This is a genomic window from uncultured Pseudoflavonifractor sp., assembly GCA_904419835.1.
GTDB lineage: Bacteria > Bacillota > Clostridia > Oscillospirales > Oscillospiraceae > Pseudoflavonifractor.
Genome location: CAJFTA010000038.1, coordinates 1 through 24413 on the forward strand (window position 1 = coordinate 1; position 24413 = coordinate 24413).

Annotated in this window: 17 protein-coding genes and 1 pseudogene; 9 read left to right on the plus strand and 9 right to left on the minus strand. The window is 62.8% G+C overall.

The annotated features are described in order from the left end of the window. Positions 1-261: hypothetical protein (locus QZY67_RS07860; RefSeq protein WP_295369579.1), on the plus strand; the 261-nt coding region annotated here is incomplete at its 5' end. Positions 262-481: 220 nt separating this feature from the next. Here the strand turns inward: QZY67_RS07860 and QZY67_RS07865 are convergent. The 3 genes from QZY67_RS07865 to ssnA all read right to left on the minus strand — a co-directional run bounded on the left by QZY67_RS07865 (position 482) and on the right by ssnA (position 5661). Beyond that, complete coding sequence (locus QZY67_RS07865; RefSeq protein ID WP_295369581.1) at positions 482-1150, minus strand: DUF6198 family protein; 669 nt, start codon at positions 1148-1150, stop codon at positions 482-484. A 109-nt stretch (positions 1151-1259) separates the two neighbouring features. Further along, positions 1260-4256 carry a putative selenate reductase subunit YgfK gene (ygfK, locus tag QZY67_RS07870; RefSeq protein ID WP_295369583.1) on the minus strand — a complete coding sequence of 999 codons (2997 nt, stop codon included), beginning with the start codon at positions 4254-4256 and terminating at the stop codon, positions 1260-1262. A 64-nt stretch (positions 4257-4320) separates the two neighbouring features. Next, a complete protein-coding gene (gene ssnA, locus QZY67_RS07875; RefSeq protein WP_295369585.1) occupies positions 4321-5661 on the minus strand; it encodes a putative aminohydrolase SsnA in 1341 nt (446 codons plus the stop codon). Positions 5662-6091: 430 nt separating this feature from the next. Here ssnA and QZY67_RS07880 point away from each other — a divergent pair, with 430 nt between their 5' ends. Both QZY67_RS07880 and QZY67_RS07885 read left to right on the plus strand, forming a co-directional pair. Then, positions 6092-6727 (plus strand): helix-turn-helix transcriptional regulator, encoded by a 636-nt coding sequence (locus QZY67_RS07880; protein WP_295369587.1) that lies wholly within the window; start codon positions 6092-6094, stop codon positions 6725-6727. A 128-nt stretch (positions 6728-6855) separates the two neighbouring features. Continuing rightward, positions 6856-8112: a helix-turn-helix domain-containing protein gene (locus QZY67_RS07885; RefSeq protein ID WP_295369588.1), complete on the plus strand. Its 1257-nt coding sequence runs from the start codon at positions 6856-6858 to the stop codon at positions 8110-8112. A gap of 55 nt (positions 8113-8167) precedes the next feature. Here QZY67_RS07885 and QZY67_RS07890 read toward each other — a convergent pair whose 3' ends face one another. Further along, on the minus strand, positions 8168-9514 hold the full coding sequence (locus tag QZY67_RS07890) for a nucleobase:cation symporter-2 family protein (RefSeq protein WP_295369589.1): 1347 nt from the start codon (positions 9512-9514) through the stop codon (positions 8168-8170). Between the two features lie 263 nt (positions 9515-9777). On the opposite strand from QZY67_RS07890, the gene tsaA reads away from it, so the two are divergent. Next, positions 9778-10479: a tRNA (N6-threonylcarbamoyladenosine(37)-N6)-methyltransferase TrmO gene (gene tsaA, locus QZY67_RS07895; RefSeq protein WP_294535791.1), complete on the plus strand. Its 702-nt coding sequence runs from the start codon at positions 9778-9780 to the stop codon at positions 10477-10479. A gap of 417 nt (positions 10480-10896) precedes the next feature. On the opposite strand, the gene pbp4b is transcribed toward tsaA, so the two are convergent. The 5 genes from pbp4b to QZY67_RS07920 all read right to left on the minus strand — a co-directional run bounded on the left by pbp4b (position 10897) and on the right by QZY67_RS07920 (position 19219). After that, positions 10897-15621 carry a penicillin binding protein PBP4B gene (gene pbp4b / locus QZY67_RS07900; protein ID WP_295369592.1) on the minus strand — a complete coding sequence of 1575 codons (4725 nt, stop codon included), beginning with the start codon at positions 15619-15621 and terminating at the stop codon, positions 10897-10899. Positions 15622-15794: 173 nt separating this feature from the next. Then, entirely contained in the window at positions 15795-16697 is a 903-nt protein-coding gene (locus tag QZY67_RS07905) for a MurR/RpiR family transcriptional regulator (RefSeq protein WP_295369594.1), read from the minus strand. 36 nt (positions 16698-16733) lie between these two features. After that, positions 16734-18356, minus strand: a complete 1623-nt coding sequence (ptsP, locus tag QZY67_RS07910) for a phosphoenolpyruvate--protein phosphotransferase (protein ID WP_295369596.1) — start codon at positions 18354-18356, stop codon at positions 16734-16736. 34 nt (positions 18357-18390) lie between these two features. Then, complete coding sequence (locus QZY67_RS07915; protein ID WP_295369598.1) at positions 18391-18648, minus strand: HPr family phosphocarrier protein; 258 nt, start codon at positions 18646-18648, stop codon at positions 18391-18393. A gap of 34 nt (positions 18649-18682) precedes the next feature. Beyond that, positions 18683-19219, minus strand: a complete 537-nt coding sequence (locus QZY67_RS07920; RefSeq protein WP_294535779.1) for a PTS glucose transporter subunit IIA — start codon at positions 19217-19219, stop codon at positions 18683-18685. Between the two features lie 508 nt (positions 19220-19727). On the opposite strand from QZY67_RS07920, the gene murQ reads away from it, so the two are divergent. The 5 genes and pseudogenes from murQ to QZY67_RS07945 all read left to right on the plus strand — a co-directional run. Then, a complete protein-coding gene (gene murQ / locus QZY67_RS07925; protein WP_295369601.1) occupies positions 19728-20624 on the plus strand; it encodes an N-acetylmuramic acid 6-phosphate etherase in 897 nt (298 codons plus the stop codon). 110 nt (positions 20625-20734) lie between these two features. Then, complete coding sequence (locus QZY67_RS07930) at positions 20735-22192, plus strand: PTS transporter subunit EIIC (protein WP_295369603.1); 1458 nt, start codon at positions 20735-20737, stop codon at positions 22190-22192. Then, the gene (locus tag QZY67_RS07935; RefSeq protein ID WP_295369604.1) at positions 22176-23231 is read left to right on the plus strand and encodes a MupG family TIM beta-alpha barrel fold protein; all 1056 of its coding nucleotides are present in this window, start codon (positions 22176-22178) and stop codon (positions 23229-23231) included. The genes QZY67_RS07930 and QZY67_RS07935 overlap by 17 nt, the downstream gene beginning before the upstream one ends. 145 nt (positions 23232-23376) lie before the next feature. Then, complete coding sequence (locus QZY67_RS07940; protein ID WP_295369607.1) at positions 23377-24225, plus strand: HAD family hydrolase; 849 nt, start codon at positions 23377-23379, stop codon at positions 24223-24225. A 38-nt stretch (positions 24226-24263) separates the two neighbouring features. Next, positions 24264-24413: pseudogene (locus QZY67_RS07945) on the plus strand (glucosamine-6-phosphate deaminase); the annotation flags it as partial.

A 24413-nucleotide genomic window follows, 5' to 3' on the forward strand; every position in this document is an offset into this window, starting at 1 on the left:
ATGTCCCCGAAAATGACGGATTTTCATTTGATTCCGTCATCTGCGGATGACGGAACTCTGCGAGGCTTCCTCTTCTGGGAGGTTTTTCGACACGCTGAAGGCCGGCGGAATTTTCCGCCGGCCTTGTTTTTTGGCCTTCCCTCAGGGGGAAGGCGGCTGGCCGCAGGCCAGACGGATGAGGGGAGAGTCCTGCCGACTGCCTCGGATCCCCTTTTCTCCTCATCGGTCATGCTCCGCGCGGCAGATTTCTCCCTTAGCTGACAGAGGTGAACTGAGTCCGAAAAGTTAGACGATATTTTAACATAAAAAATGTTCAAGCAGCAGAGAGGGGTTGTTGTCTATGAAGAGCAGGCGGCAAGCCCTTATGCTTGGTACGCCTTTTGGCATGACATAACACCCCACCTGTTAGTCAGCATATCATGCTGTCTAACAAATGGGGTGCAAGTTCAATTTACAGCGGCCTCTGCCTTTTACATCTGGTTTACCCGAACAGCTTCTTCAGGAAGGACAGCTTTTTGGTGAAGAGCTTCACCAGCTGGCCCACCAGCAGGGCGGAGATGACGGTGCCCTCCCGGACGCCGTTGAGCTTGTGGAAGGCGAAGAGGGCGATGACGGCGGCAATGACCGTGAGGGCGCTGTCGAAGAGAACCTTCACGTTGCCGAACTGCCCCTTGCTCTTCCGGCTCAGAGCCCGGACAAAGGCCTCGCCGGGGAGCATGATCACGTCGGCCAGCACCTCCAGGGTGATGCCCAGAGACATGACCACGCAGCCGACAGCCAGGTAGAGCACGCTCATGGGGTAGGGCCCGCCGTACTGGGATGGGATGAGGGAGAGAGCCCCATCCATGCACAGACTGAAGAAGATGGTGGCGGGGATCTGGAGGGCCTGCTTCCAGGTGAAGCGCCGCACCAGCAGCGCCTCGCCCACCAGAAAGAGCATGTTGAACGCAAAGGTGTACACCCCCATGGTAATGGTCACCGTGTGTCCCGCCACGGTGACAGGGGGCGTAATCAGGCTGAGGACAAAGGGAGTGGAGGAGATGGGGGAGGTGCCCAGTCCCGCCCGGGTGATGAAGGAAATGCCGGTGGCGCACACCAGCACGCCCGCCAGAAACATGAGGTAACGCTTGCAGGTCTCGGTTTTTGACATGATGTCTCGCCTCATTTTCTCAGTTTTTCCCGGGACTGGGAAAGGACAGCCGCAACAGGGGGCTCCGGGCCGCAGACGCCCGGAGCCCCCGCGCAGTATATCGCTGGTCTTACTTCACCAGATAGCCGTAATCCTTGCGGACGGCCAGGATGATCTGCCGCAGGTCCTCGTACAGGCCGCAGGCGGGGTCGGTCACGTCGTAGTCCTTCACCGCGCCGCCCAGGCGGACGGTGCACACGCCCGATCCGCCGCCGTGGGGCAGCCAGCCGTCGTTGGTGCTGTTGTCGAAGTCCTCCCGGCTCCAGAACAGGGTGAACTTGTCCTTGTAGGGCCGGCTCTCGTAGGGGCAGAAGACGGCGCAGTTGCCGCACTCGTTGCACATGCCGTCCACGTGGACAATCTGACGCATCCGCTTGCCGGGCACGGTGACGTGGATGTTGGCCCGGTTGGGGCACACCTCGGTGCAGGTCTCGCACACGGTGGAGCAGCCCAGGCAGCGGGTGTCGGGGCAGGAGGTCTCGGTGCGGATGTCGCCGTGCTTGGAGAGAGGCTTGTTGTAGTCGGGGTGGACGTTCTTGTCCACATCCAGGTCGGGATTCATGCCCGCGATGGCCTGGGCGGCGGCGGTGGCGTCGGCAATGGCCTCCACCACGGTGGCGGGACCCCGGCGGGCGTCGCCCACGGCGTACACGTTGGCCACGCCGGTGGCCATGGTCTCGTTGACCACGGGACGGCCCTTCTTGTCCAGAGCCACGCCGTTGGCGGCGAACAGAGCGTCGTCCACGTGCTCACCCACGGCGGTGATGACGGTGTCGGCGGGCACCTCAACGGTGCGGCCGGTGTCCACCGGGCTGCGGCGGCCGGAGGCGTCACGCTCGCCCAGCTCCATGACGGAGCAGGTGAGCACGCCGTCCTTCACGCCGACAGGAGCCAGCAGCTCCATGAACTCCACGCCGTTATCCATGGCCATGTGGAGCTCTTCCTCGTCGGCGGGCATGTTCCGCTGGTCGCGGCGGTACACCAGCCGGACGTTCTCCACGCCGGGGATGCGCTTGGCGGCACGGGCGGCGTCCATGGCGGTGTTGCCGCCGCCGACCACCACCACGTTGGCGCCCAGCCTCAGGGTTTCGGGGGCCTTCTTGGCCTGCTCCAGGAAGGCGATGACGTTCATGGCCTCGCCGTACTGGAGGTGGGCGTTGCCCGGCTTCCAGGCGCCGGTGGCGAAGATGACATGGGTGAAGCCCTGGTCGAACAGGCTCTGGGCGGAGGAAATTTCCACGCCGGTCTGGAACTGGGCGCCCATGGCCTTGGCCAGAGCAATGTCGCCGTCGATGGCGTCGTCACCGATACGGAAAGCGGGGATCACGTGGCGGACAATGCCGCCCAGGGACTCCTTGCGCTCAAAGACGGTGACGGCCACGCCCTCACGGGCCAGGAAGAAGGCGGCAGCGATACCGGCGGGGCCGCCGCCCACAACGGCAACCTTCTTGCCGCTCTGGGGAGCGGCGGGCTTCAGGGTGGGCAGCACCTCAGCCATGGCCTCGGTGGCGCACTTGAGCTTCACGCCACGGATATCCACGGCGCCCTCATAGTAGTTGCGCATGCACTTGTCCCCGCAGTGGTGGGGGCAGATGGTGCCGGTGATGAAGGGCAGGGCGTTGCGGCGGAGGATGATCTCCAGGGCCTCGGCGTACTTGCCCTCACCGGCCCGCATCAGGTAGGCGGGAATGTCCTGGTGGATGGGGCAGCCGGTGCGGCAGCCGGCGTCGAAGCAGTCCACCAGGGGCACCTGCTTGCCGTTCTTCCGGTTGGGCAGGGGCTTGATGGGCTTGCGGTAGTGGGGATTGACGGGCACGTTGTCGCTCAGGGCGTTGACCTTGGCCACGTCCACGCCGGTGAAGGGAGCGCTGCCGCAGTCCATCAGCAGCTCGCCGATCTGGCTCAGGCGCTGATAGCCGCCGGGCTTGAGGATGGTGGTGGCCATGGTGATGGGCCAGATGCCGGCGTCAAACAGGTCCTTGATGTTGGTGTAGTCGGCGCCGCCGGAGTAGGAGATGCGCAGCTTGCCGTCAAACTCGTTGGAGATGCGGGCGGCCAGGGCGATGGTCAGGGGGAACAGGGAACGGCCGGACATGTACATCTCCTGGCTGGGCAGCTCGCCGGCGGCCACGTCCACGGGGAAGGTGTTGGTCAGCTTGACGCCGAACTCCAGGCCGCGCTCCTGGCACAGGGCGATGAGGCGGCGCAGCATGGGCACCGCGTCGGCCCACTGGAGGTCCTCCACAAAGTGGTGGTCGTCAAAGACGATGTAGTCAAAGCCCAGGCTGTCCAGACGGTTGCGGGCGTACTCGTAGCCCAGCAGGGTGGGGTTGCACTTGATGTAGGTGTTGAGCCCCTTCTCGGTGATGAGGTAGGTGGCGATGCGCTCGATCTCGTCGGGGGGGCATCCGTGGAGGGTGGACTCGGTGATGGAGCGGGACACCACCGGAGAGACGGCCCTCACATAGGCCTCATCCACCTTCTGGAACCTGTCCAGGTTGGCGAGGGTCCAGTCCATGCACTCAGCCCATACGGCGGAGCCCTCGGCGTTCTTCATGCCCTCGATGTAGGCGTCCACCTTGGGGCTCTTGATGCCCTCCAGGTCGTAGCCCACCGACATGTTGAACACAAAGCCGTCCGGGTCGCCCAGACCCAGCTCTCTGGCCATCAGCTTGCAGGCGAACCAGGCCTTGACGTACTCGGCGTAGGCCTGGGGCACGGTCAGCTCGGTGGACCACTCGCAGTTGTAGCACTCGTCCTCAGCGGTGATGCAGGGCTTGGGCACGCACTTGCTCAGCTCCTCGCCGTCCATGACCTGGACGGTCTTCAGCTCGAAGAAGCGGCAGCCGGCGGCGTAGGCGGCGATGATGTTCTGGGCCAGCTGGGTGTGGGGACCGGCGGCGGGGCCGTAGGGAGACTCAATCTTCTCCTCAAAGATGGGCAGGGCCTGGCCGTTTGTGTGGCGCACCAGCTTGGACACGCCGAACACGCTGCCCTCCTTCCGGTACTCCTCCAGCACCCAGGTCATCAGCTGGGCAAAGGGAATGGGGCGCATAATATCGCTCATAGTGAAAACCTCCAGTTATTTATAACTGTTCAGATTACGGTTTGTTGTCGGATTTGGACAGGAATTAGTAGGTGCGGTGGTTCAGCTCGCCCCACAGCTTCTTGGACTGCTCCATGGTCCAGGCATTAATCTTGTCCTCGTCAATGCCCACGAACTCGCGGTCCTTGTAGAGCACCTTGCCGTTGATGATAGTAGTGCGGCAGTTCTTGCCCATCATGCCGAAGAGCATGTGGCCGTCGATGTTCTCGTCGGAGAAGGGGGTGAAGGGCTTGTAGTCCATGACGATGACGTCGGCGGCGGCGCCGGGCTTGAGGACGCCCAGAGGCTTTTTGAAGTACTTGGCGCCGATGGCGGCGTTGTTCTTGAAGAGCATGTCCATGGCTTCGCACCAGGCCACGTTGGGCAGGCAGGCGTTGTGCCGCTGGATGATGAGGAACACCTTCAGGCTCTCCAGCATGTCGTGGGTGTAGGCGTCGGTGCCCATGCCCACGGTGATGCCCTTGGCCATCATCTGGAGCACCGGGGAGCAGCCAACCGCGTTGCCCATGTTGGACTCGGGGTTGTTGACCACCATGGTGCCCGTCTCCTTGATGATGTCCATCTCGGCGGGGTTGATGTGGATGCAGTGGCCCAGGATGGTGCGGTCGCCCAGGATGCCGTGGTTGAGCAGGCGGTTCACCGGGCGGCAGCCGTAGTTGCGCAGAGAGTCGTACACGTCGTTCATGCCCTCGGCCACGTGGATGTGGAAGCCGGTCATACCGTCATTGGCCTTGACCATCTTCTCAAAGGTCTTGTCCGACATGGTGAACAGGGCGTGGCCGCCGAACATGGCCTTGATCATGTCGTCGTCGGCCTCCTTGGCCCACTTGGCGAAGTCGGCGTTCTCCTGGATGGCCTGGTCGCACTTCTCCTCGCCGTCCCGGTCGGAGACCTCATAGCACAGGCAGGCCCGCATGCCCAGCTCCCGGCATACGTCCTTAATGGCGAACAGGGAGCCGGGGATCTGGCAGAAGGAGGCGTGGTGGTCGAAGATGGTGGTCACGCCGTCCCGGATGCAGTCCAGCACAGTGGCGTAGGCGGAGGCGCGGGTGCCGTCCAGGGTCAGGTGGCGGTCGATGTTCCACCACATGCCCTCCAGCACCTCCAGGAAGTTGGTGGGGTTGTTCCCCGCGATGGCCAGGCCCCGGGCCAGTCCGGAGTAGATATGGGTGTGGGCGTTGATGAGGCCGGGCATGATGACCCCGCCCTTTGCGTCCACAAATTCCGCGTCCGGGTATTTGGCCTTCAGCTCGGCGAAGGGGCCCACCTCTTTGACCATGTCGCCGTCCAGCGCCACCGCGCCGTCAGCCAGATAGGGCAGGGCGCTGTCCCGGGTGATCAGTTTGCCGTTTCCCACCAGAAGCATTGCAATTCCTCCTTTTGAACGTGAGACGTTATGTCCGTGATACCGGAGGCGGCGCGGGGCCTGTTTTTGCATAACAAAAGCGTCCATTCCGGCGGAATGGACGCGGTCCTTCTCTGCCCCGGCGCGGCGGGGCAGGGGGGAATCTCACGTCCATTCAGCCCGTGCGCGCAGCACTCCGTTGCAGCCTTGTTTCATGAAATTTTGTATACTATGTACAGAAAAACTCTCTTGTCAGCTCTATTCTACCATAACATTGCTCGCATTTCAAGGTGATTTTTCAGAGTGGCTAAAAAATTTTTAGGTCAAACAATTTTTCTTGAAATTGCAGCGATTTGTGTTAAAATGATGTTTATTAAACTTTGTATCCGGCGGCAAATTGTGAAAAACAGCGGAGAGCGTCGGGATAACTTTTTTGAAAGCGGGTGGAACGATGGATGCTTCAGTGCTTCAGTTCATGCTTCAGCTGGCCAAGGGCCTGGCCAGGCAATTCGGGCCCAACTGCGAGGTGGTGGTCCACGATCTGGACTCCAACGACCCGGACAGCTCCATAGTGGCCATTGAGAACGGACAGGTGACCGGGCGGAAGGTGGGGGACGGCCCCTCCCACGTGGTGCTGGAGGCCCTCCACAGCGGCCGGGAGGACCTGGAGGACCACCTGAGCTACCTGACCCGCACCAGGGACGGGAAGATTCTCAAGTCCAGCACTATCTACCTCCGGGACGATGACGGCAGGGCCATCGGCATCTTCGGCGTCAACTACGACATCACCCTCATGCTGGCCATGGAGGAGCAGCTCCACAAGTTCACCAGCACCGACGCCCCCCAGCGGGAGCCGGAGCGGATCTCCCGCAACGTGGCCGACCTGCTGGACGAGCTCATCGACCAGAGCGTGGCCCTGGTGGGCAAGCCGGTGGCCATGATGACCAAGGAGGACAAGGTGAAGGCGGTCCAGTTCCTCAACGACACCGGCGCCTTCCTCATCACCAAGTCGGGGGACAAGGTGTGCAAGTTCTTCGGCATCTCCAAGTACACCCTGTACAGCTACATCGACGAGGCCAAATCCTGACCCTCCGGGCCGGGGACAGCCCTGAAATCAGGGGATGTAAACCGCTGGTTGACAAAAATCCACCCTCCGGTTGGTGGTTTTGGGGCCCGTCCCTGTGCTAAGGTGGAGGCGGAAAGGAGGCGTGCGCCATGACAGTGGGACAGCGCATCGCGCAGAAACGGAAGGAGCTGGGCCTCTCTCAGGAGGGGCTGGGAGATAAGCTGGGGGTGTCCCGGCAGGCCATCTATAAGTGGGAGTCAGACGCCAGCCTGCCCGAGGTGGAGAAGCTGGTGGCGTTAAGCAGGATTTTCTCCGTGCCGGTGGGCTGGCTGCTGGGAGAGGAGGAGCACCCCGCCGGGCAGGCGGACGGCCAGAGCGCAGAGCTGACCGAGGCACAGATTAAAATGGTCCAGGAGATTGCGGACCGGTATCTGGCCGCCCAGACGGCCCGAATGCCTCAGCCACCCGTCAAACGGCGGCGTTGGCCGGTGCTGGTGGGCTGCGGAGCGGCAGTGGTGACGGCAGCCCTCTTTCTCAACCTGTTCAGCCAGCTCAACCGGGTAAGCCAGGACTACGGCAATCTGCAAAACGCCATCTCCAACGTGTCCTACAATGTGGACAGCCAGATTGGCTCCATCACCAGCCGGGTGGAGGAGATTCTCAAGTCCCAGAACCAGCTGACCGCCAGCTACAGTGCGGAATATCTCTCCTCCGACCCGGAGGCGGGGACCGCATCCTTTGCCCTGGAGGCGGTGCCCAAGACCTATGTGGAGGGCATGGAGGCTATTTTTCAGGCCGACTGCGGGGACGGTCCCCTGGAGTTCCCCGGGGTTCTGGGGGAGGGGCAGTCCTTCTCGGCGGAAATTACCGTGCCACTCACCGACTCCATCACTCTCTCGGTGGTCTTTGTGAACGGGGAGCGGCGGGAGACCCAGATGCTGGACGTGTTTACCTACCTCCTGTCCGACACCTATCCCTATGTGAGCTGTGACGGCTCCGAGATGTGGGGCAGCACCGAGAGCGGCGGCGTGCTCCGCCGCGCCCAGTATACCTTCCTCACGGTGCATGAGGAACTTGTAAGCGGCCCGTGTGCCAAGATAGCGGACATCCAGGTGGGGTTGTTCCGGGACCGGAAGCTGGTGGCCCGGTACACGCCCTGTGAGCAGCCGGAGAGCTACCAGGGGGACTGGGAGGACGCCCGGTTTTTTGAATGCACAGAGACCATCACTCTGGAGCCCGGGTATACCTACTGTATGGCCGCTCTGGTCACCGACGAGTACGGACGGCAGTGGGTGGTGCATGGTACCCCGGCGGTCTACGACCCGGAGGAGGAATTTGTGGAATACGCCGACATTGCGGAGGACTACTCCAGCGACCCGGCGGACTGGGACTTTACAGTGGAATAAAAAAGAAAAGAATCGCCCCGGAGCAGCGCTCCGGGGCGGTTTGTGTCGTATGGAATTACTTCGCGGCGGTCCCGGCGGAAGCCTTCTCCTTGGGGAGGATCAGGTTGAGCAGGATGGCCATCAGGGTGGCCACAACCACGGAGGAGGAGCCGAACACGGTGTGGACCCAGTCGGGGAAGCCGTTGCCGCCCAGGCAGCCGGGCACCTGGGTGATACCCACGCCCAGGGCCACGGACAGGCCCACCACGGTGCTCTTCCGGGCGGTGAAGCCGCCGTCGGTGATCATGCGGATGCCGGTCATGGTGATGGTGGCAAACACGGAGATGGTGGCGCCGCCCACCACGCACTGGGGAATGGTGGAGAGGATGGAGGCGAACTTGGGGATGAAGCCGGCCACCAGCATGATGAGGGCGGCCAGGGCGAACACCGCCCGGTTGATGACCTTGTTGACGGTGACAATGCCCACGTTCTGGCTGTAGGAGGCCACGGGCAGGCCGCCGAAGAAGGAACCCAGCACGCTCATGATGCCCTGACCGATGATGCCGCCGGAGAGCTCCTTGTCGGTGGGCATCCGGTCCATACCGCCCATGGTGGTGGAGGACAGGTCGCCGATGGTCTGCACCGAGTTGACCACGTACACAATGGCCAGGGAGGCGATGGCAGCGGGCTCAAAGGCGATCTCAAAGGGCATGAACTTGGGCAGGGCGAACCAGGAGGCGGAGGCCACGGCGCTCAGGTCCACAATGCCGAAGCAGAAGGCCGCGATATAGCCAACAATCATGCCGAAGAGGAGGGCGCCCAGCTTCCAGATGCCCTTGGTGTAGTTCTGGAGGAAGATGACCACGGCGAAGGTGATCAGCGCCACAATCCAGCTGCGGACGCCGCCGAACCACTCGCTGTCGGCGCTGCCGCCGGCCATGTAGCGCACGGCGGTGGGGTACAGGGACAAGCCGATGGTGAAGATAACGGTGCCGGTGACCAGAGGCGGGAAGAGCTTACGGATGGGGCGGACAAAAATGCCGAAGAGGATGGCCACGAGGCCGCCCACCAGCTCCGCGCCCAGAATGGCGGGCAGGCCGAAGTCGGCGCCGATGGCCTGGAGGGTGGGGACGTAGGCGAAGCTGATGCCCATGATGACCGGCAGCCGGGCGCCGATGCGGCCGAAGATGGGGAAGAGCTGCAGCAGGGTGGCCAGGGCGGTGACCACCAGGGACACCTGGATCAGCAGGGTCTTCTCCTCGGCGGAGAGCCCGCAGGTGCCCGACACAATCATGGCGGGGGTGATAACGCCCACCACAGCGGCCACAACGTGCTGGAGACCCAGGGGAATCAGCTGACCCGCAGGGGGGATGCCCTGGTAGGAGAACACCAGGTCGGCGCGATTTTCCGTGTTCTGTGCCATTACACATCGCCTCACAAAAATTTTTTAGGAAAAACTATTTTTTTGCACAAGAAAATCATAATCGATTTGCCCGCCGGACACAAGGGGAAAGTGAAAAACGGGCGGAGAAAATACATTGTTAATTTTTGTACAAAACGCCCAAATGTCCAAAAACGCAGCCCCGCAAGGGGTTTCGGGGCGGTGGGGGATATGCTATAATGGTGCTCAAAATACAACGCCGCAGGCTGCCGTCCCAGCGGGGCCGGCGCCGGAGAGGAGTATCCATGAAGGAAAAAGAAGTGCCGGAACTGAAGGTGATCGCCCGGATTCACAGCGATTTTTCCGGCAAATTCGGCATTCCCCGCCAGAGCGGGCTGGTGGAGGAGCTGGAGTCGGCGGTGGTGTTTGAGCCGGAGTACCGCCGGGAGGACGCCCTGCGGGGCATCGAGGACTTCACCCACCTGTGGCTCATCTGGGGGTTCCACAAAGCGGTGCGGGAGCGCTGGTCCCCCACGGTGCGGCCGCCCCGGCTGGGGGGCAACACCCGCATGGGGGTCTTTGCCACCCGGTCCCCCTTCCGGCCCAATCCCATCGGACTGTCGTCGGTGAAGCTGCTGGGAGTGGAGCAGCACCCGGAGTACGGGCACATCCTGCGGGTGGCGGGGGCCGACCTGATGGACGGCACCCCCATCTTTGACATCAAACCCTACCTGCCCTACGCCGACAGCCACCCGGAGGCCTCCGGCGGCTTTGCCGGGCACGACGGGGGAAAGGTGCTCGCGGTGGAGTTCCCGCCGGAGCTCCGGGCCCTGGTGCCGGAGAATAAGCGCTCCGCCCTCACCGGCGTGCTGGCCCACGACCCCCGGCCCGCCTACCAGCAGGACCCCGAGCGGGTGTACGGCATGGCGTTTGCCGGGCTGAACATCCGCTTCTCGGTCCGGGACGGCGTGCTCACCGTCCGGCAGGTGGAGAAGCTGGGAGAATAAACGCGCATTTTAAAGAGGAGAACAATTCCCTGGACGTCTGCCTGCGGGAGTTCCGCCCTGGCATTGCCCTGATGGAAAATATGGACCGATCCAGTCCCCGAAGCAGACCGTGCCGGCGCTGTCCAAGCAAAAAGAGAGGAGGGGGCAGTGGAACGCTATGTTCCGCTGCCCCCTCCTCTTTTCTGACCTCAGCGCCGGATAAAAGGACAAGAAAGACCGTGTTCGCGCCCGCAGGCGCGGAGGAAGTGAAATCTGTTTTCTGCGGGGACATGTGCCTCGGAGAAAAACTTCTCAGGCCGTACCTGCGGCCTGCATTCCACTCGAAAGAGGTGCAAAGCACACCTCTTTCGACAGCCGTCCGGGGCGGGCCATACGGCCCGCCCCGGACGGTAAGCAGAAGGGAAAAGGAGGAAAGAGTTATGCGCTGAGGAATCGCATGAGCATGGTGGCCACCTCGGCGCGGGTGGCGCTGTCGGTGGGCGCCAGCAGGCTGCCGGGTTTACCGGTGATGATGCCCTCACCCACGGCCCAGGCCATACCGTCGGCGGCCCAGGAGTGGACGGACGCGCTGTCGCCATAGCCGGAGAGGACGGAGGCGTCGGCCTCGGCGGTCTCCCCGGTGGAGAGGACGTACTGATAGAGAATGGTGGCAATCTGCTCGCGGGAGACGTTGTCATCGGGCGCGAAGCGGTTTCCGCCCACGCCATTGACAATGCCCTCACCGGCGGCCCAGTTCACCGCGTCGCTGTACCACTGGCCGGCGGGCACGTCGGTGAAGCCGGCGGAGGCGGTGACGGCGGGGGAGCCGGCGGCACGGTAGAGCACGGTGGCCAGCATGGCGCGGCTCATGGTCAGCTCAGGAGCGAAGCCGCCGCCGGAGACGCCCTGGAACAGCTCCTCCTCGGTGACGAAGCGGATGGCGTCATAGGCCCAATAGCCGTCGGACACGTCGGAGTAGGGGTTGTCCCACTCGGGCTCGGTGGGCTTGGTGTTATCGCCGGTGTTCTCGGGGGGAATATAAGGGTGTTCAATGCTGTACAGGCGGGATTCGAGGTCGGAGATCATGTCCTTATCCCGGTCGGCATCCAGAAGGGAGAGGACAGTGCGGGCGGAGGAGATGTTTGCATCTGTACTGCGGGCCTCAGCGGCGTCAAATACCAGATCCACCATGGAGTAGCCGGATCTCACGATGGGGTGGGAGGCGTCATCAGTGCCCTCGGCGTTTACCAGACGCAGCTTGTCCACAGCCATGTCGCCCAGGAGAGCGTCCAGCGCGGGCTGGATGTCGTCGGCGGCGCTGTTGGCGGTGATGCCCTGATAGAGGATGTTGGTCACAAAGCCCAGGGTGGAGGCGGTGTACCAGTTGCCGTCAAACTGGGTGACGTTGACGGTGTTGTCGGTGACGGAGGAGTTGATCTTGTTGGTCAGGTAGACCACGACCAGATCCTGCTCGGGGTCAATGGCGGTGAGGGTGCCGGTCCAGCCCTGGTGGCCGATGGTATTCCGGGAGGCCTGGACGCCGAAGTACCAGGGACGGCCGCAGTCGGCCTGGCGCCACCAGCCCTGGCCCCAGGTGGCGGAGGAGTTCTTGCGGGAGGTGAAGTACTCGTTCACGTTGGTGCTGAAGAGGCGGTTGGAGCCGTAGCCGCTGGGATTGAGCATCATCTGGGCCAGAGTGGCCAGATCCTCGGCGTTGGCGAACAGGCCCGCGTGGCCGGAGACGCCGCCCATGGCGTACCAGGCCTTCCCGTCGTGGACCTGGCCCTGGATGGTGCCGGTACGGTTGCCGGTGAAGTCGATGGCGCCGTCGAAGCTGTTGCCGTTGAGCTCGGTGGCGGCACAGTCATCGGCGGTAAAGCCGTTGTCCAGGGGGTTGTAGGTGATGTGGGTCAGCCCCAGAGGCTGCCAGAAGGTCTCCTTCAGGAAGGTATTCAGGTCCTTGCCGGTGACCTGCTCCACGATGAGGCCCAGGAGCATGTAATCCACGTCGGAATAGACGGTCTTGGTACCCGGCTCATAGACCAGAGGAGCCTTGCAGATGGCCTCGGCCACAGCCTCCTTGCCGATGGCGTAGAGCACGTTGTCGATATTGGGGTCGGGCGTCTGGGTGACCTGGTTGAACTTGTCGTTGTAGAACTGGGGGTCGGGGGCAAAGCCGGCCTGGTGCTGGAGAATGTCGGCCACGGTCAGCTCGGCCTTCCAGGCCTTGGCAGTCTCCAGGTCGGGGGCGCCGGTACCGTTGGCGGTGTCGTACTTGATCTCAATGGTGTTGTTGACGAAATCGGGGAAGTACTTGGTGATGGGGTCGTTGATGCTGAAGTTGTTGTAGTTCTTGCTGTGGGCCACCAGGTACTGGATGGCGTAGTTGGTGGCGTACATCTTGGTGTTGGACGCCAGGTCGTACAGGGTGTCGGTGGTGACGGCGGGGCTGTCGGTCTTGGGGGTGCCGTCGGGGTTGTAGGCGTTCACGGTGCCCCAGGCGTTGGAGTAGACCATCTGACCGTCCTTGATGATGGCCAGCTGGGCGGAGGTGAAGCCGTTGTCAATGTCGTTCTGGACCACGGAGTCGATGAGGTCCAGGGCCTTGGCGTCCAGGCCCACGGAGGCCAGGGCGTCGTCATCGCCGGTCTTGTCCACCACGGTGGGGTTGTAGACTGCCACGGCGAAGGTACGGTTGGCGTTGATGTTGGGGATGCAGAACTCCACGCTGTTGCGGCCGTTGCGGGCCACGCCGGACACGTCCACGGAGTAGATGCCGTCCTGGCCGGTCAGGTTGGAGTTGTCCACCTCCACGCCGTTGACGAAGATGCGGATGCCCTGGTCGCCGCGGACCTCGTGGGCGCTGTTGCTCATCTTGATGTACAGGGTGCCCTGGCCCTCATAGCCGTCGAACCAGGTGCCGGTGTTGTAGAACACAGTGGAGGTGGAGCCGGTGGAAGAGTAGGGGCGGGGCAGGAACACATAGTTCTGGTCTCCGCCGCCGAAGGGGGTGCCCGCCGTGGCATTGGGATCGGCGGAGACCTGCACGGCGGTCAGGCCGGGGGCCGCGGGGGCGGAGCCGTCGGTGACAATGGCGTCGATGCGCTGCTGGAGCTGGGCGGACCAGGCGGCGGCGTTGGCCTTGTTGTCCTCCTTGGCGATGTAGATGGCCACGAAGTCGTTCAGGTTCTTCAGGGCCAGCTGGGCGTTGGCCTTGGTGACGTCGCTCTTGCGCTGCTCGGCGATGGTCACCAGCAGGTCCACCAGAGCGAAGGCGTCGTTCATGTGGGGGGCCTCGTCGTATTCGCCCTTGTGGCTCATCATCAGACGGATGCGGTCGTTGGCCATCTGGAGGGCCACGGCGTCCACAGCGTCCACGCTGGAGCGCATGGAGTCATAGACCAGACCCACCACGGAGCCCAGACCGCCCAGGACCATGTTGTCGGAGTAGAAGTCGTTGGCGGCCACATTGGGGTCGATGACGGGGGAGTTCTTCTTGTTGGTCAGCAGCACCACAACCAGGTCGTTCTCGGGGTCAATGACGGTGAGGGTGCCGGTCCAGCCCTGGTGGCCGATGGTGGAGTTGGAGGACTGGATGCTGAAATAGCTGCTGCGGCCCAGCTCAGCCTGCCGCCACCAGCCCAGGCCCCAGGTGGGGTAGTCCAGGCTCTTGGGCTTGGTGAACTCGTCCATGATGTTCTTGGAGAAGAACTGGTTCCCGCCGTAGCCGCCGGTCAGCATGACGGAGGCCAGCTTGGCCAGGTCCTCGGCGTTGGAGAACAGGCCCGCGTGGCCGGAGACGCCGCCCATGGCGTAATAGGCCTTCTCGTCGTGGACCTCGCCCTGAACGGTGTCGGTGCGGACGTTCTTGAAGCTGATAACGCCGTCGCGGGTGTTGCCGTTGAGCTCGGTGGCGGCGCAGTCGTCCTTTTCAAAGCCGTTCTGAAGGGGATTGTAGGTGATGTGGGTCAGGCCCATGGGGTCCCAGAAGGTCTCCTTCAGGAACTGATCCAGACCCATGCCGGTGACCTGCTCGATGATGAAGCACAGCAGCATGTAGTCCACGTCGGAGTAGACGGTCTTGGTGCCGGGCTCATAGGTCAGGGGAGAGGCCAGCACCATCTGGAGGGTGGTCTCCCGGTCCTGGGAGAACAGGGGGTTGTCCACGCCCTGCTCGGGCAGCTGGGTGACCTGGTTGAACTGGTCGTTGTGGTACTGGGGATCGGGGTCAAAGCCGGCCTGGTGCATCAGAATGTCACGGACGGTCAGCTCGGACTTCCACTGGAGGATCTGGGCCTGGTCCTCGTCGGAGGTGCCCTTGAAGATGGTCTTGCCCTCGTCGTCGAACTCGGGGAAGAACTTGGTGATGGGGTCGTCCAGGGAGATGTCGTACACGTCGGAGCCCTGGGTCAGCATGTACTGCAGGGCGTAGTTGACGGAGTACATCTTGGTGTTGGACGCCAGGTCGTACAGAGTGTCGGTGGTGACGGGGACATAGTTCTCGTCGCCCTCCTCGATCCGGGTGCCGCCGGGGTTGTAGCCGTTGACGGCGCCCCAGGCGTTGGAGTAGACCATCTTGCCGTCCTTCACCACGGCCAGCTGGGCGCCGGAGAAGCCGTACTTCACCTCGGAGGCGATGAAGTCATCGATGACGCCCAGGATCCCATCGTCCATGCCCACGTCGGAGGGCAGGCCGGTGATAACGGTGGGGTAGGGGATGCTGACGGTAACGGCGCCCGCCAGGGTGGAGGGGGTGATGGCGGAGACCTGGACGGTGTTGGTGCCGTTCACGGTCAGACCGGAGATGTCCACCTTGTAGGTGCTGCCGCCCTTCATGGCGGAGGTGTCCACCTCGGCGTTGTTGACGAACAGCCGCAGGCTGGTGACGCCGGCGGCCAGGGTGACGTACAGCTCGCCCTGATCGGCGTAGCCGTCAAAGCTGTACAGGCTGTTCATGGCCAGGGTATCGTCCACATACCCGGCCCAGTCGGGGAAGGTGACCTGGGCCTGCCAGCTCTGCTGGGGAAGGGCGGCCTCGGTCACAGTGCCGGGCGAGCTCCCCGCAGCGCTGGAACTGCCTGACGCCGCAGCGGGCGCAGCCAGCGAGAAGGTCAGCGCAGCGGCGAGAATCAGCCCAGTTGCCTTTTTGAGCATCTTTCTCATAAAAATTCCTCCTCATCAATGCACACTTGTTCAGTATGCCTAATCTAGGGAAATCATAGCATACAGAACAAAAATGAGCAAGGAATCGGAGGAATGCTGGTACAAAATTTCTAAAGTTGATAAATTTTGGACGTTTAAACAGAAAAAAGAGAAAAATAAAGACAATTGTCTGCTTAATGTCCGGAGATATGTAGGCCGTTGTCCTCTCCGCCGTCCAGCATGGGCTTGCGCATGGAGCTGGGCTTACGGATATGGGTTCTGGAGAGCTGTTCCAGACAGTACTCATACTCGCTGTTGGCAAAGGCGGTGTAGAGAATGTCGATGAGGTTGAGCTGGGCGATGCGGGAGGACATGGCGCCGCTGCGGAAGGTAGACTCGTTGGCGGTGGTATAGAGCTTGTAGTCCGCCAGATCGGACACGGGGGAGCTGACACAGCGGGTGATGGCGATGATGGGGGTGTGATTTTCCCGCATGGCCTTCATGCACTCCACCATTTCCACCGTCTCGCCGGAGTAGGAGATGACAATGCCCAAATCGTCCTTGGTGGCATTGCGGGCCTGAAGAAACTGGGAGTGCCAGTCGTCGTTGACAATGCAGGGCTTATTGAGGCGCAGAAACTTGAGGTATGCGTCCCGGGCCGCGCAGAGGGACGCGCCCATGCCGAACAGAAGCACGGTCCGGCACGTGCGGATCAGATCCACACACTGGCGCAGGGTGTCCGCGTCCAGCAGGTTCTTGGTATCCTCCAGAGACATGATATTTTTGTAGGTGATTTTTTCAATGATGTCTTCAATGCTGTCAGAACGGGTAATTTCCTTCTGCTCCTCTTCCTCGCTCTGCTTCCGCACGGCCATCTCGTAGGTCACCGCCCGGCGGAACTCCTTATAGCCGTCAAAGCCGATGCGGTGGCACATACGGATCATGGTGGATGGAGAAGAGAAGGTGCGCTCCGCCATCTCATGAATGCTCAGCTCCATGGCCTCTTCCGGGTGCGCGAGCAGATAATCGGCGACGGAGCGCTCGGTGGCGCTGAGAGAGTCTCTGGCCTCTCGGAGTCTGAGCAGCGCGCTTTTCATAAGGCTTGCCTCCCTGTCGTGGTTCTCGCCAATGGCTTACTTCCGGTCCAGAATCCTGGCTTTGACCTCCAGAATGGCGCCCGGAGTCATGGACAGCTCGTCCACGCCCACCTCCGTAAAGAAGTCGGTGAGGGCGGTATCGGCGGCCAGCTCGCCGCAGATGCCGGCCCAGATGCCAGCCCTGTGGGCGTTCTCCACCGTGGTGCGGATGAGGCGCAGCAGGGCCTCGTGGTGCCGGTCGCAGAAGGACTCCACCTGGGCGTTCTGCCGGTCCACGGCCAGGGTGTACTGGGTCAGGTCGTTGGTTCCGATGCTGAAGAAATCCACCTCCCGGGCCAGCAGATCGCTGATAACCGCGGCGGCGGGAGTTTCGATCATAATGCCCAGCTCCGCCTTCTCGTCAAAGGGAACGCCCTCGGCCTTCAGCTCCTCCCGCACCTGGGCGCACATCTCCTTGATCCGCTTTACTTCGCTGACCGAGGTGATCATGGGGAACATGATGCCCAGCTTTCCGTGGGCGGAGGCCCGGTACAGGGCCCGCAGCTGGGTGCGGAACACCTCGGGCCGGGTCAGACAGATGCGGATGGCCCGCAGGCCCATGGCAGGGTTCTCCTCCTTGGGCAGCTGGAAGTAGTCGGCCTGCTTGTCGGCGCCGATATCCAGGGTGCGGATGACCACCATGCGGCCGCCCATGGCCTCCAGCACCTGGCGGTAGGCCTGGTACTGGTCCTCCTCGGGGGGATAGTCGTCCCGGCCCAGGTAGAGGAACTCACTGCGGAACAGTCCGATGCCGTCGGCGTCCGCCCCCTGGACGGCCTCCAGATCCTTGGGCGCGCCGATATTGGCGCACACCAGCACCCTGTGTCCGTCGGGGGTGACCGCCTCCCTGCCCCGGAAGGTGTCCAGATAGCGGCGGTGGGCAGCCTCCTGGTCCCGGCGGTCGGCCAGCTGGGCGGAGGTCTGGGCGTCCGGGTCCACAAACACCTCGCCGGAGGCGCCGTCCACAAACACTTCCTTGCCGTCAAATTCCTCCAGCAGGCTGTCTCCCAGGCCCACCACCGCCGGAATGCCCATGGTCCGGGCAAAGATGGCGGTGTGGGAGTTGGAGGAGCCCCGGGCCGTGATAAAGCCCAGCACCTTGCTCCGGTCCAGCCGGGCGGTCTCGCTGGGGGCCAGGTCGTCGGCGGCGATGATGCAGGGCGTATCGCCCCCCAGCGCCTCGTCCTCCTGGCCGGTGAGCAGGCGGATCACCCGCCGGGACACGTCCAGCACGTCGGCCGACCGCTCCTTCATATAGTCGTCGTCCATCTGGGCAAACATCTGGGAGAACTGCTCGCCGGTCTGCTCCACCGCGTACTCCGCGTTGACGTGCTCATCCCGGATCATGCCGGTGATGGAATCACAGTAGTCCAGGTCCTCCAGCATCATCTGGTGGATCTGGAACAGGAGAGCCTTCTCCTCGCCCAGCTTGGCGCAGGTCTCCTCATAGAGCCCGCCCAGCTGCGCCATAGCCGCTTCCCGGGCCTGGTCGAAGCGGAGGACCTCCGCCTCAGAGTCGGCCACCTCCCGGCGGGGCTGGGCCTGGGCGTCACGCCGGAGGAAGCGCAGCTGTCCGGAGGCCACGCCCCGGGACACTCCCTCACCGTGCAGTAGCGTCATGATCTATGTCCTCCTTATAATATTTGCAGAAAAATCAGAAATTCTCCCGGAAAAACTGCTCCAGGATCTGGGCGGCCTGAGCCTCGTCGGCGCCGTCCACGGTGACCTCCACGGTCTCGCCGCACTTGACGCCCATGCCCATAACGGCGAAGAGGCGCTTCAAATCGGCGCTTTTCTCCCCACGGGTCAGCTTCACGGCGCTGGAAAACTTCTGGGCCTCCTTGACCAGCAGGCCGGCAGGGCGGGCGTGGAGCCCGTTGGGATCGGTGATGGTGTACTGGAACTGAATCATATCAGACTACCTCTTTCTGCATGACAGCCGCGGGTCAGTCCCGCTTGGTCAGAGTAATAATGGTGTCGCCGGGGCGGACCTCGCCGCCCTGGGCCTTTTCCATGGCGAACTCGTCGCCGTTGCTCACCACCACGGGGGTGGTCAGGTCAAAGCCCTCGGCCAGCAGAGCCTCCCGCTCAAAGGACAGCAGCAGCTGGCCCCGCTTGACCTTGTCGCCCTCCTTCACATGGGCGGCAAAATGCTTGCCGTTGAGGGAGACGGTGTCCTTGCCCACGTGGACCAGCAGCTCCGCGCCGCCGGGGGTGAGCAGGCACACGGCGTGGTGGCTCTCCAGCAGGCTCTCCACCGTGCCGTCGGCGGGGGCGTACACCTTGCCCTCTGCGGGGACCACAGCCACGCCGTCGCCCAGAATCTTATCGGCAAAAACCTTGTCGGATACCTGCTCAATGGCGATGACCGTTCCGGCCAGGGGGCTGCCCAGGCGCTCCACGCCGGGCTCCTCGGCAGGTGCCTCTTCAGCGCCCTTCTTTTTGCCCAGGAACCAGGAGGCAAATCCTTTTTTCTCGCTCATATTGAAATACTCGCTCCTTTCAAACTGCTGCAGCAGGCTGTGCCGCGGCAAAAATAGAAAGACGCCCTCCCAGAATCTTCTCACCTGCCAGGGACAACACCCAGGCGAGAAGACTTTCCGGTTCGGACGTCAGAACGCACAAAACTCAGGCGGCTGTATATTCAACTTTTGCTTGCGAGCACAGTATAGCAACTAAAGTTTCACGTGTCAAGGGGAAAAATAGAACTTTCTTCTCATTATATGTGCACATCAGACAATTCAAAACTTTTCAACTCGGAAAGTTTCATCAAAATGCTGGAATAGAAAGAAAAAAAGCCAGTTAGCGAAACAATGTGCCATAAAGTGCTCAAATAATTGACATGAAATGCGAGATTTATTAGGATGAATGCACAGCGAAGGCTGTTGCTTGCAGCGATATAATGTTTTCTTCTCAGCTTTCGGACGGGCTGAGAGGGATGGGAGCGGAACGCACCACCGGCTCCACTCAGGCGCGGAAGGAGAATGGGCGTTGAATTTGAATCTGGACGCAATGACCACGGAGACCCGCAATCAGGCTACCATGAATCTGGACACCATGACGCCGCTGGAGGTTGTGACGGCCATGAACCGGGAGGACGCCAGAGTCCCCCAGGCCATTGAGCCGCTGCTGCCCAACATTGCCAAAGCGGTGGAGTGGGCCATTGACTCCCTGGAAAAGGGCGGACGGCTGTTTTATATGGGCGCCGGCACCAGCGGCCGCCTGGGCGTGCTGGATGCCGCCGAGTGCCCCCCCACCTTCGGCGTGTCCCCCGACCTGGTGGTGGGTCTCATTGCCGGCGGCGAAAAGGCCTTCATCAAGGCGGTTGAGGGCGCGGAGGACAGCCGGGACCTGGGCCGGGACGACCTGAAGGAGCACAACCTGACCAAAGACGATCTGGTGGTGGGCATCGCCGCCAGCGGCCGCACCCCCTATGTGCTGGGCGGCCTGGATTATGCCCGTGAGCTGGGCTGCCGCACCGTGGCTATCTCCTGCAACGCCGGCTCCGCAGTGGGCCAGGCGGCCGACCTGGCCATTGAGGTGGTGGTTGGGCCCGAGGTGCTCACCGGCTCCACCCGCCTCAAGGCGGGCACTGCCCAGAAGCTGATCCTCAATATGATCTCCACCGCCACCATGGTGGGTGTGGGCAAGGCCTATCAGAACCTGATGGTGGACGTGATGCAGACCAACGAGAAGCTCCACGTCCGGGCCGAGAAGATTGTCATGGAGGCCACCGGCGTGGATCGGGAGACTGCAAAGTCCACCATCGCGGCGGCCGGCGGCAGCGTGAAGACCGCCATTACCATGATTCTGGCCAGCTGCGACGCAGAAGAGGCCAAGGCCCGTCTGGACAAGGCCAGAGGTCATGTCCGCGAGGCCATCCAGTAAGGCCGGAGGCCGGTCAGATACTTATGGCGAGAACAGCCTGGGGGCTGTTTTTGCGTTCCGCCCTGCGGAACGATTGTGTGTAACCCCAATAGAAAAAGGAGAGGTGTAACATGACAAATCAGGAACTTTCCAGCAAGATCCTGGAGTTGGTCGGCGGTCGCGGCAACGTGAACAGCGCCACCAACTGCATGACCCGCGTCCGCATCCATGTCAAGGATGACGGCGCCATTCAGGACGCCGCGCTGAAGAACGTGGAGGGCGTTCTGGGTCTGGTCCACGACAACCCCGGCTATGTGGAGGTCGTTGTCGGCCCCGGCAAGTGCCGCAAGGTGGCCGACATCTACAAGGACATGGGCATCCCCGTTTCCGCTGAGAGCGGCGACGCCGGCGTGTCCGCCAGCAGCGACTGGAAGGCCAACAAGGCCGCCATCAAGGGCGCTCAGAAGGAGAGCAAGGTCAAGGGTATGCTCAAGACCTTCGGCGAGATCTTCGTGCCCCTGATCCCCGGCGTTATCGCCGCCGGTATCTGCTCCGGTCTGGCCACCCTGCTGGCCCAGGCCATTCCCGGCTACGCCGAGAACCCCGTCCTGGCCATCATCTACAACCTGCTCAGCCTCATCAACACCGCCTTCATGACCTACATCACTGCCTGGGCCGGCTACCGCGCTGCCGAGAAGTTCGGCGGCACCCCCATCCTGGGCGGCATGGTCGGTATGATCACCACCCTGGGCAACATCGACGCCATTTCCAAGATTGTGGGCCTGTACAACGAGGCCCAGCCCCTTGACGCCATCCTCCGTGCCGGCCGCGGCGGCGTTCTGGCCGTCATCATCGGCGTGTGGGTCATGTGCAAGATCGAGAAGGCCATCCGCAGCAAGATGCCCGACGCCGTGGACATCTGCTTCACCCCCATCCTGACCCTCATCATCACCCTGATCCCCTACATCCTCATTGTCATGCCCATCACCGGCCTCATCTCCACCGGCCTGTGCAAGGTGGTGGAGCTGGTGGCCATGAGCACCAACCCCGTTGTCCGTATGCTGGCCGGCTATCTGGGCGCCGCCCTGTTCCTGCCCATGGTGGCCATGGGTATGCACCACGGCCTGGTGGCTCTGTACACTGTCCAGCTTGAGGCCTTCGGCTACGTCACCCTGTACCCCGCCCTGGCCATGGCCGGCGCCGGCCAGGTTGGCGCTGCCATCGCTCTGTTCATCAAGGCCCGCAAGGTCCGCAATCAGCGCCTGGAGTCCGTCATCGGCGGCGCTCTGCCCGCTGGTATCCTGGGCGTCGGTGAGCCCCTCATCTACGGCGTCACCCTCCCCATGGGCAAGCCCTTCTTCACCGCCGGCCTGGGCGCCGGCTTCGGCGGCGCCTTCGTCATGCTGATGCAGGTCGCTGCCACCACCTGGGGCCCCTCCGGCCTGCTGGGCATCTTCGTCATGACCGCCGGCCCCAACGGCGCCGCCATGTCCATCGTCTACTTCCTCATCGGCCTGGTGATCAGCTACATCATGGGCTTCATCCTCACCTGGTTCGGTATCAAGGAGCAGGATGTGGCCGCGGCCTGAGTCTCTGGGCTATTCGGTCTACCTGACCTCCTTTGAGCGCCAGCGGGAGGAACTGGAGGCGCTCGCCGGCAGCGGCGCGCCCGTGTTTCTCTCCCTCCATATCAGTGAGGAGTTCTCTCAGGACTACTGCCGCCGGGCGGAGGAGGCCTGCCGGTGGCTCAAAGACCGGGACTACCGGATTTTAGCGGACATATCCACAAAAACAGTGGCCCAGTTTGGCCAGCCGGATCTGATCCGGCTGGCCGAACGGCTTGGTATCTGGGCGCTCCGGGTGGACTACGGGTTCACCACAGAGGAGATTGCCGCCCTGGCCGCCCATATTCCCGTTGTAGTCAACGCCTCCACTACCAGTCCGGAGGATGCGGCACGCATTGCCGCCGCCGGACCCCTGGTGATGGCCATGCACAACTTCTATCCCCGGCCGGAGACCGGCCTGGACGACAGCTTCTTTCTGGAGAGCACAAAGGCCCTCCAGGCTGCCGGGCTGAAGGTACTGGCCTTTATCCCCGGCGACGGGGAGCTGCGGGGACCCATCCATGAGGGCCTGCCCACGCTGGAGCGCCACAGAGGGCTGCCGCCGTCGGTCTGCTTTTCCGATCTGGCGGTCCGGCTGGGGGTGGACGGCATCTTTGTGGGCGATCCGGGCATCTCTTCCCGGGAACGGGCGCGCATCCGCCGGTTCTGCCGGGAGGGTGTGCTGGAGATTCCCGCCCGTCTGGCGTCCGAGGCGGAGTGGCTGTACGGCCAGGTCTTTACCAACCGGCCCGACGCGCCGTCCTGGCTTATCCGCTTTGCCGAGTCCAGGGAGTACTCCTGCTTCGGCAGGCAGGTGGAGCCGGGCCGCTGCCTGCCCCGGACCAGAGGCAGCATCACCGTGGACAACCACGGCTACGGCCGCTACTCCGGCGAGGTGCAGCTGATCCGCGCCGACCTGCCGGCGGACAGCCGGGTCAACGTGGTGGGACAGGTGGAAACGCCCTGGCTTCTTCTGGCGGACTGCGTCCGCCGGGGAGAACAATTTGTCCTCACCCGGGACTGAACATCCCTGAACGGAAAACATCAGGCCGCGGACCCAGAGGGGCCCGCGGCCTGATTTATGCGCCGCACCGGTTGCGGCGGACTGAAAAAGGTGGTATGCTGTGCCGGGACGCTGTCCTGTATTTTTGAGGAAAAGAGGTGCCCATATGGAGATTTCCCTGCTGGCCATGGATCTGGACGGGACGGCCCTTCTGGAGGACCATAAGACCTTTACCCCGCGGCTGTATGCCGCGCTCTCAGCGGCGGCCCGGAAGGGCGTGGCCATCGTACCCGCCACCGGGCGGCAGTACGCCATGCTGCCGCCCGCCGTCCACACCGGCGCGGACTGGGAGAACCTGTGCGTCCTGTGCAACGGCGGCGAGGTCCGCCGCCTTCATACCGGCGAGCTGCTGGAGGTCCACTATATCGAGGCGGAGACTGCCGGGCAGATTGTTGAAATTGCCGCCCGCATGGGCCTGAGCGTGGAACTCTCTGCTGGCGGTCTGCTCTACCTCACCCGGGAGAGCTGGGACATGCAGCGGGAGCACGAGGACGTCCTCTGTTTCCACCTGAACAACATCCTGACCACCCGGGGACGGACGGTATCCGCCCTGGAAGAGGTGCTGAATCAGCCCGAACTGGCACTGGACAAGGTGAACCTGCCCTATATTCCCGAGGCGCTGCGGGCGGAGGTGGAGGCCCTTCTCAAAAATGCCCCTGTCTCCTTTGCCTGGTCCAGCCCCCACAGCGTGGAAATTACCCACAGCCAGGCCACCAAGGCCAACGGTATGCTGACGGCCTGCCGGATTCTGGGCGTTGACCCGGCATGCACCATGGCCATCGGCGACAGCGGCAACGACATCCCCATGCTCCGGGCCGCCGCGCTGGGCGTGGCCATGGGGAATGCAACCCGGGAGGTTAAGGACGCGGCGGACGCCGTGACCGCCTCCAACATGGAGGACGGCGCCGCCATAGCCATTGAGCGCTATATTCTGGGGTGCAGTAGACCGCTCTGAATACACTACATATAATATAAAAGGAGAGGAACACTATGATTCGGATTTATGCAGCGGAAAACTATGAGGAGATGAGCGAGAAGGCGGCACGCATCATCGCGGCGCAGGTGATTGTAAAGCCGGAGTGCGTGCTGGGCCTGGCCACGGGGTCCTCCCCGGTGGGCACCTACCAGCGGCTGGTGGAGCGG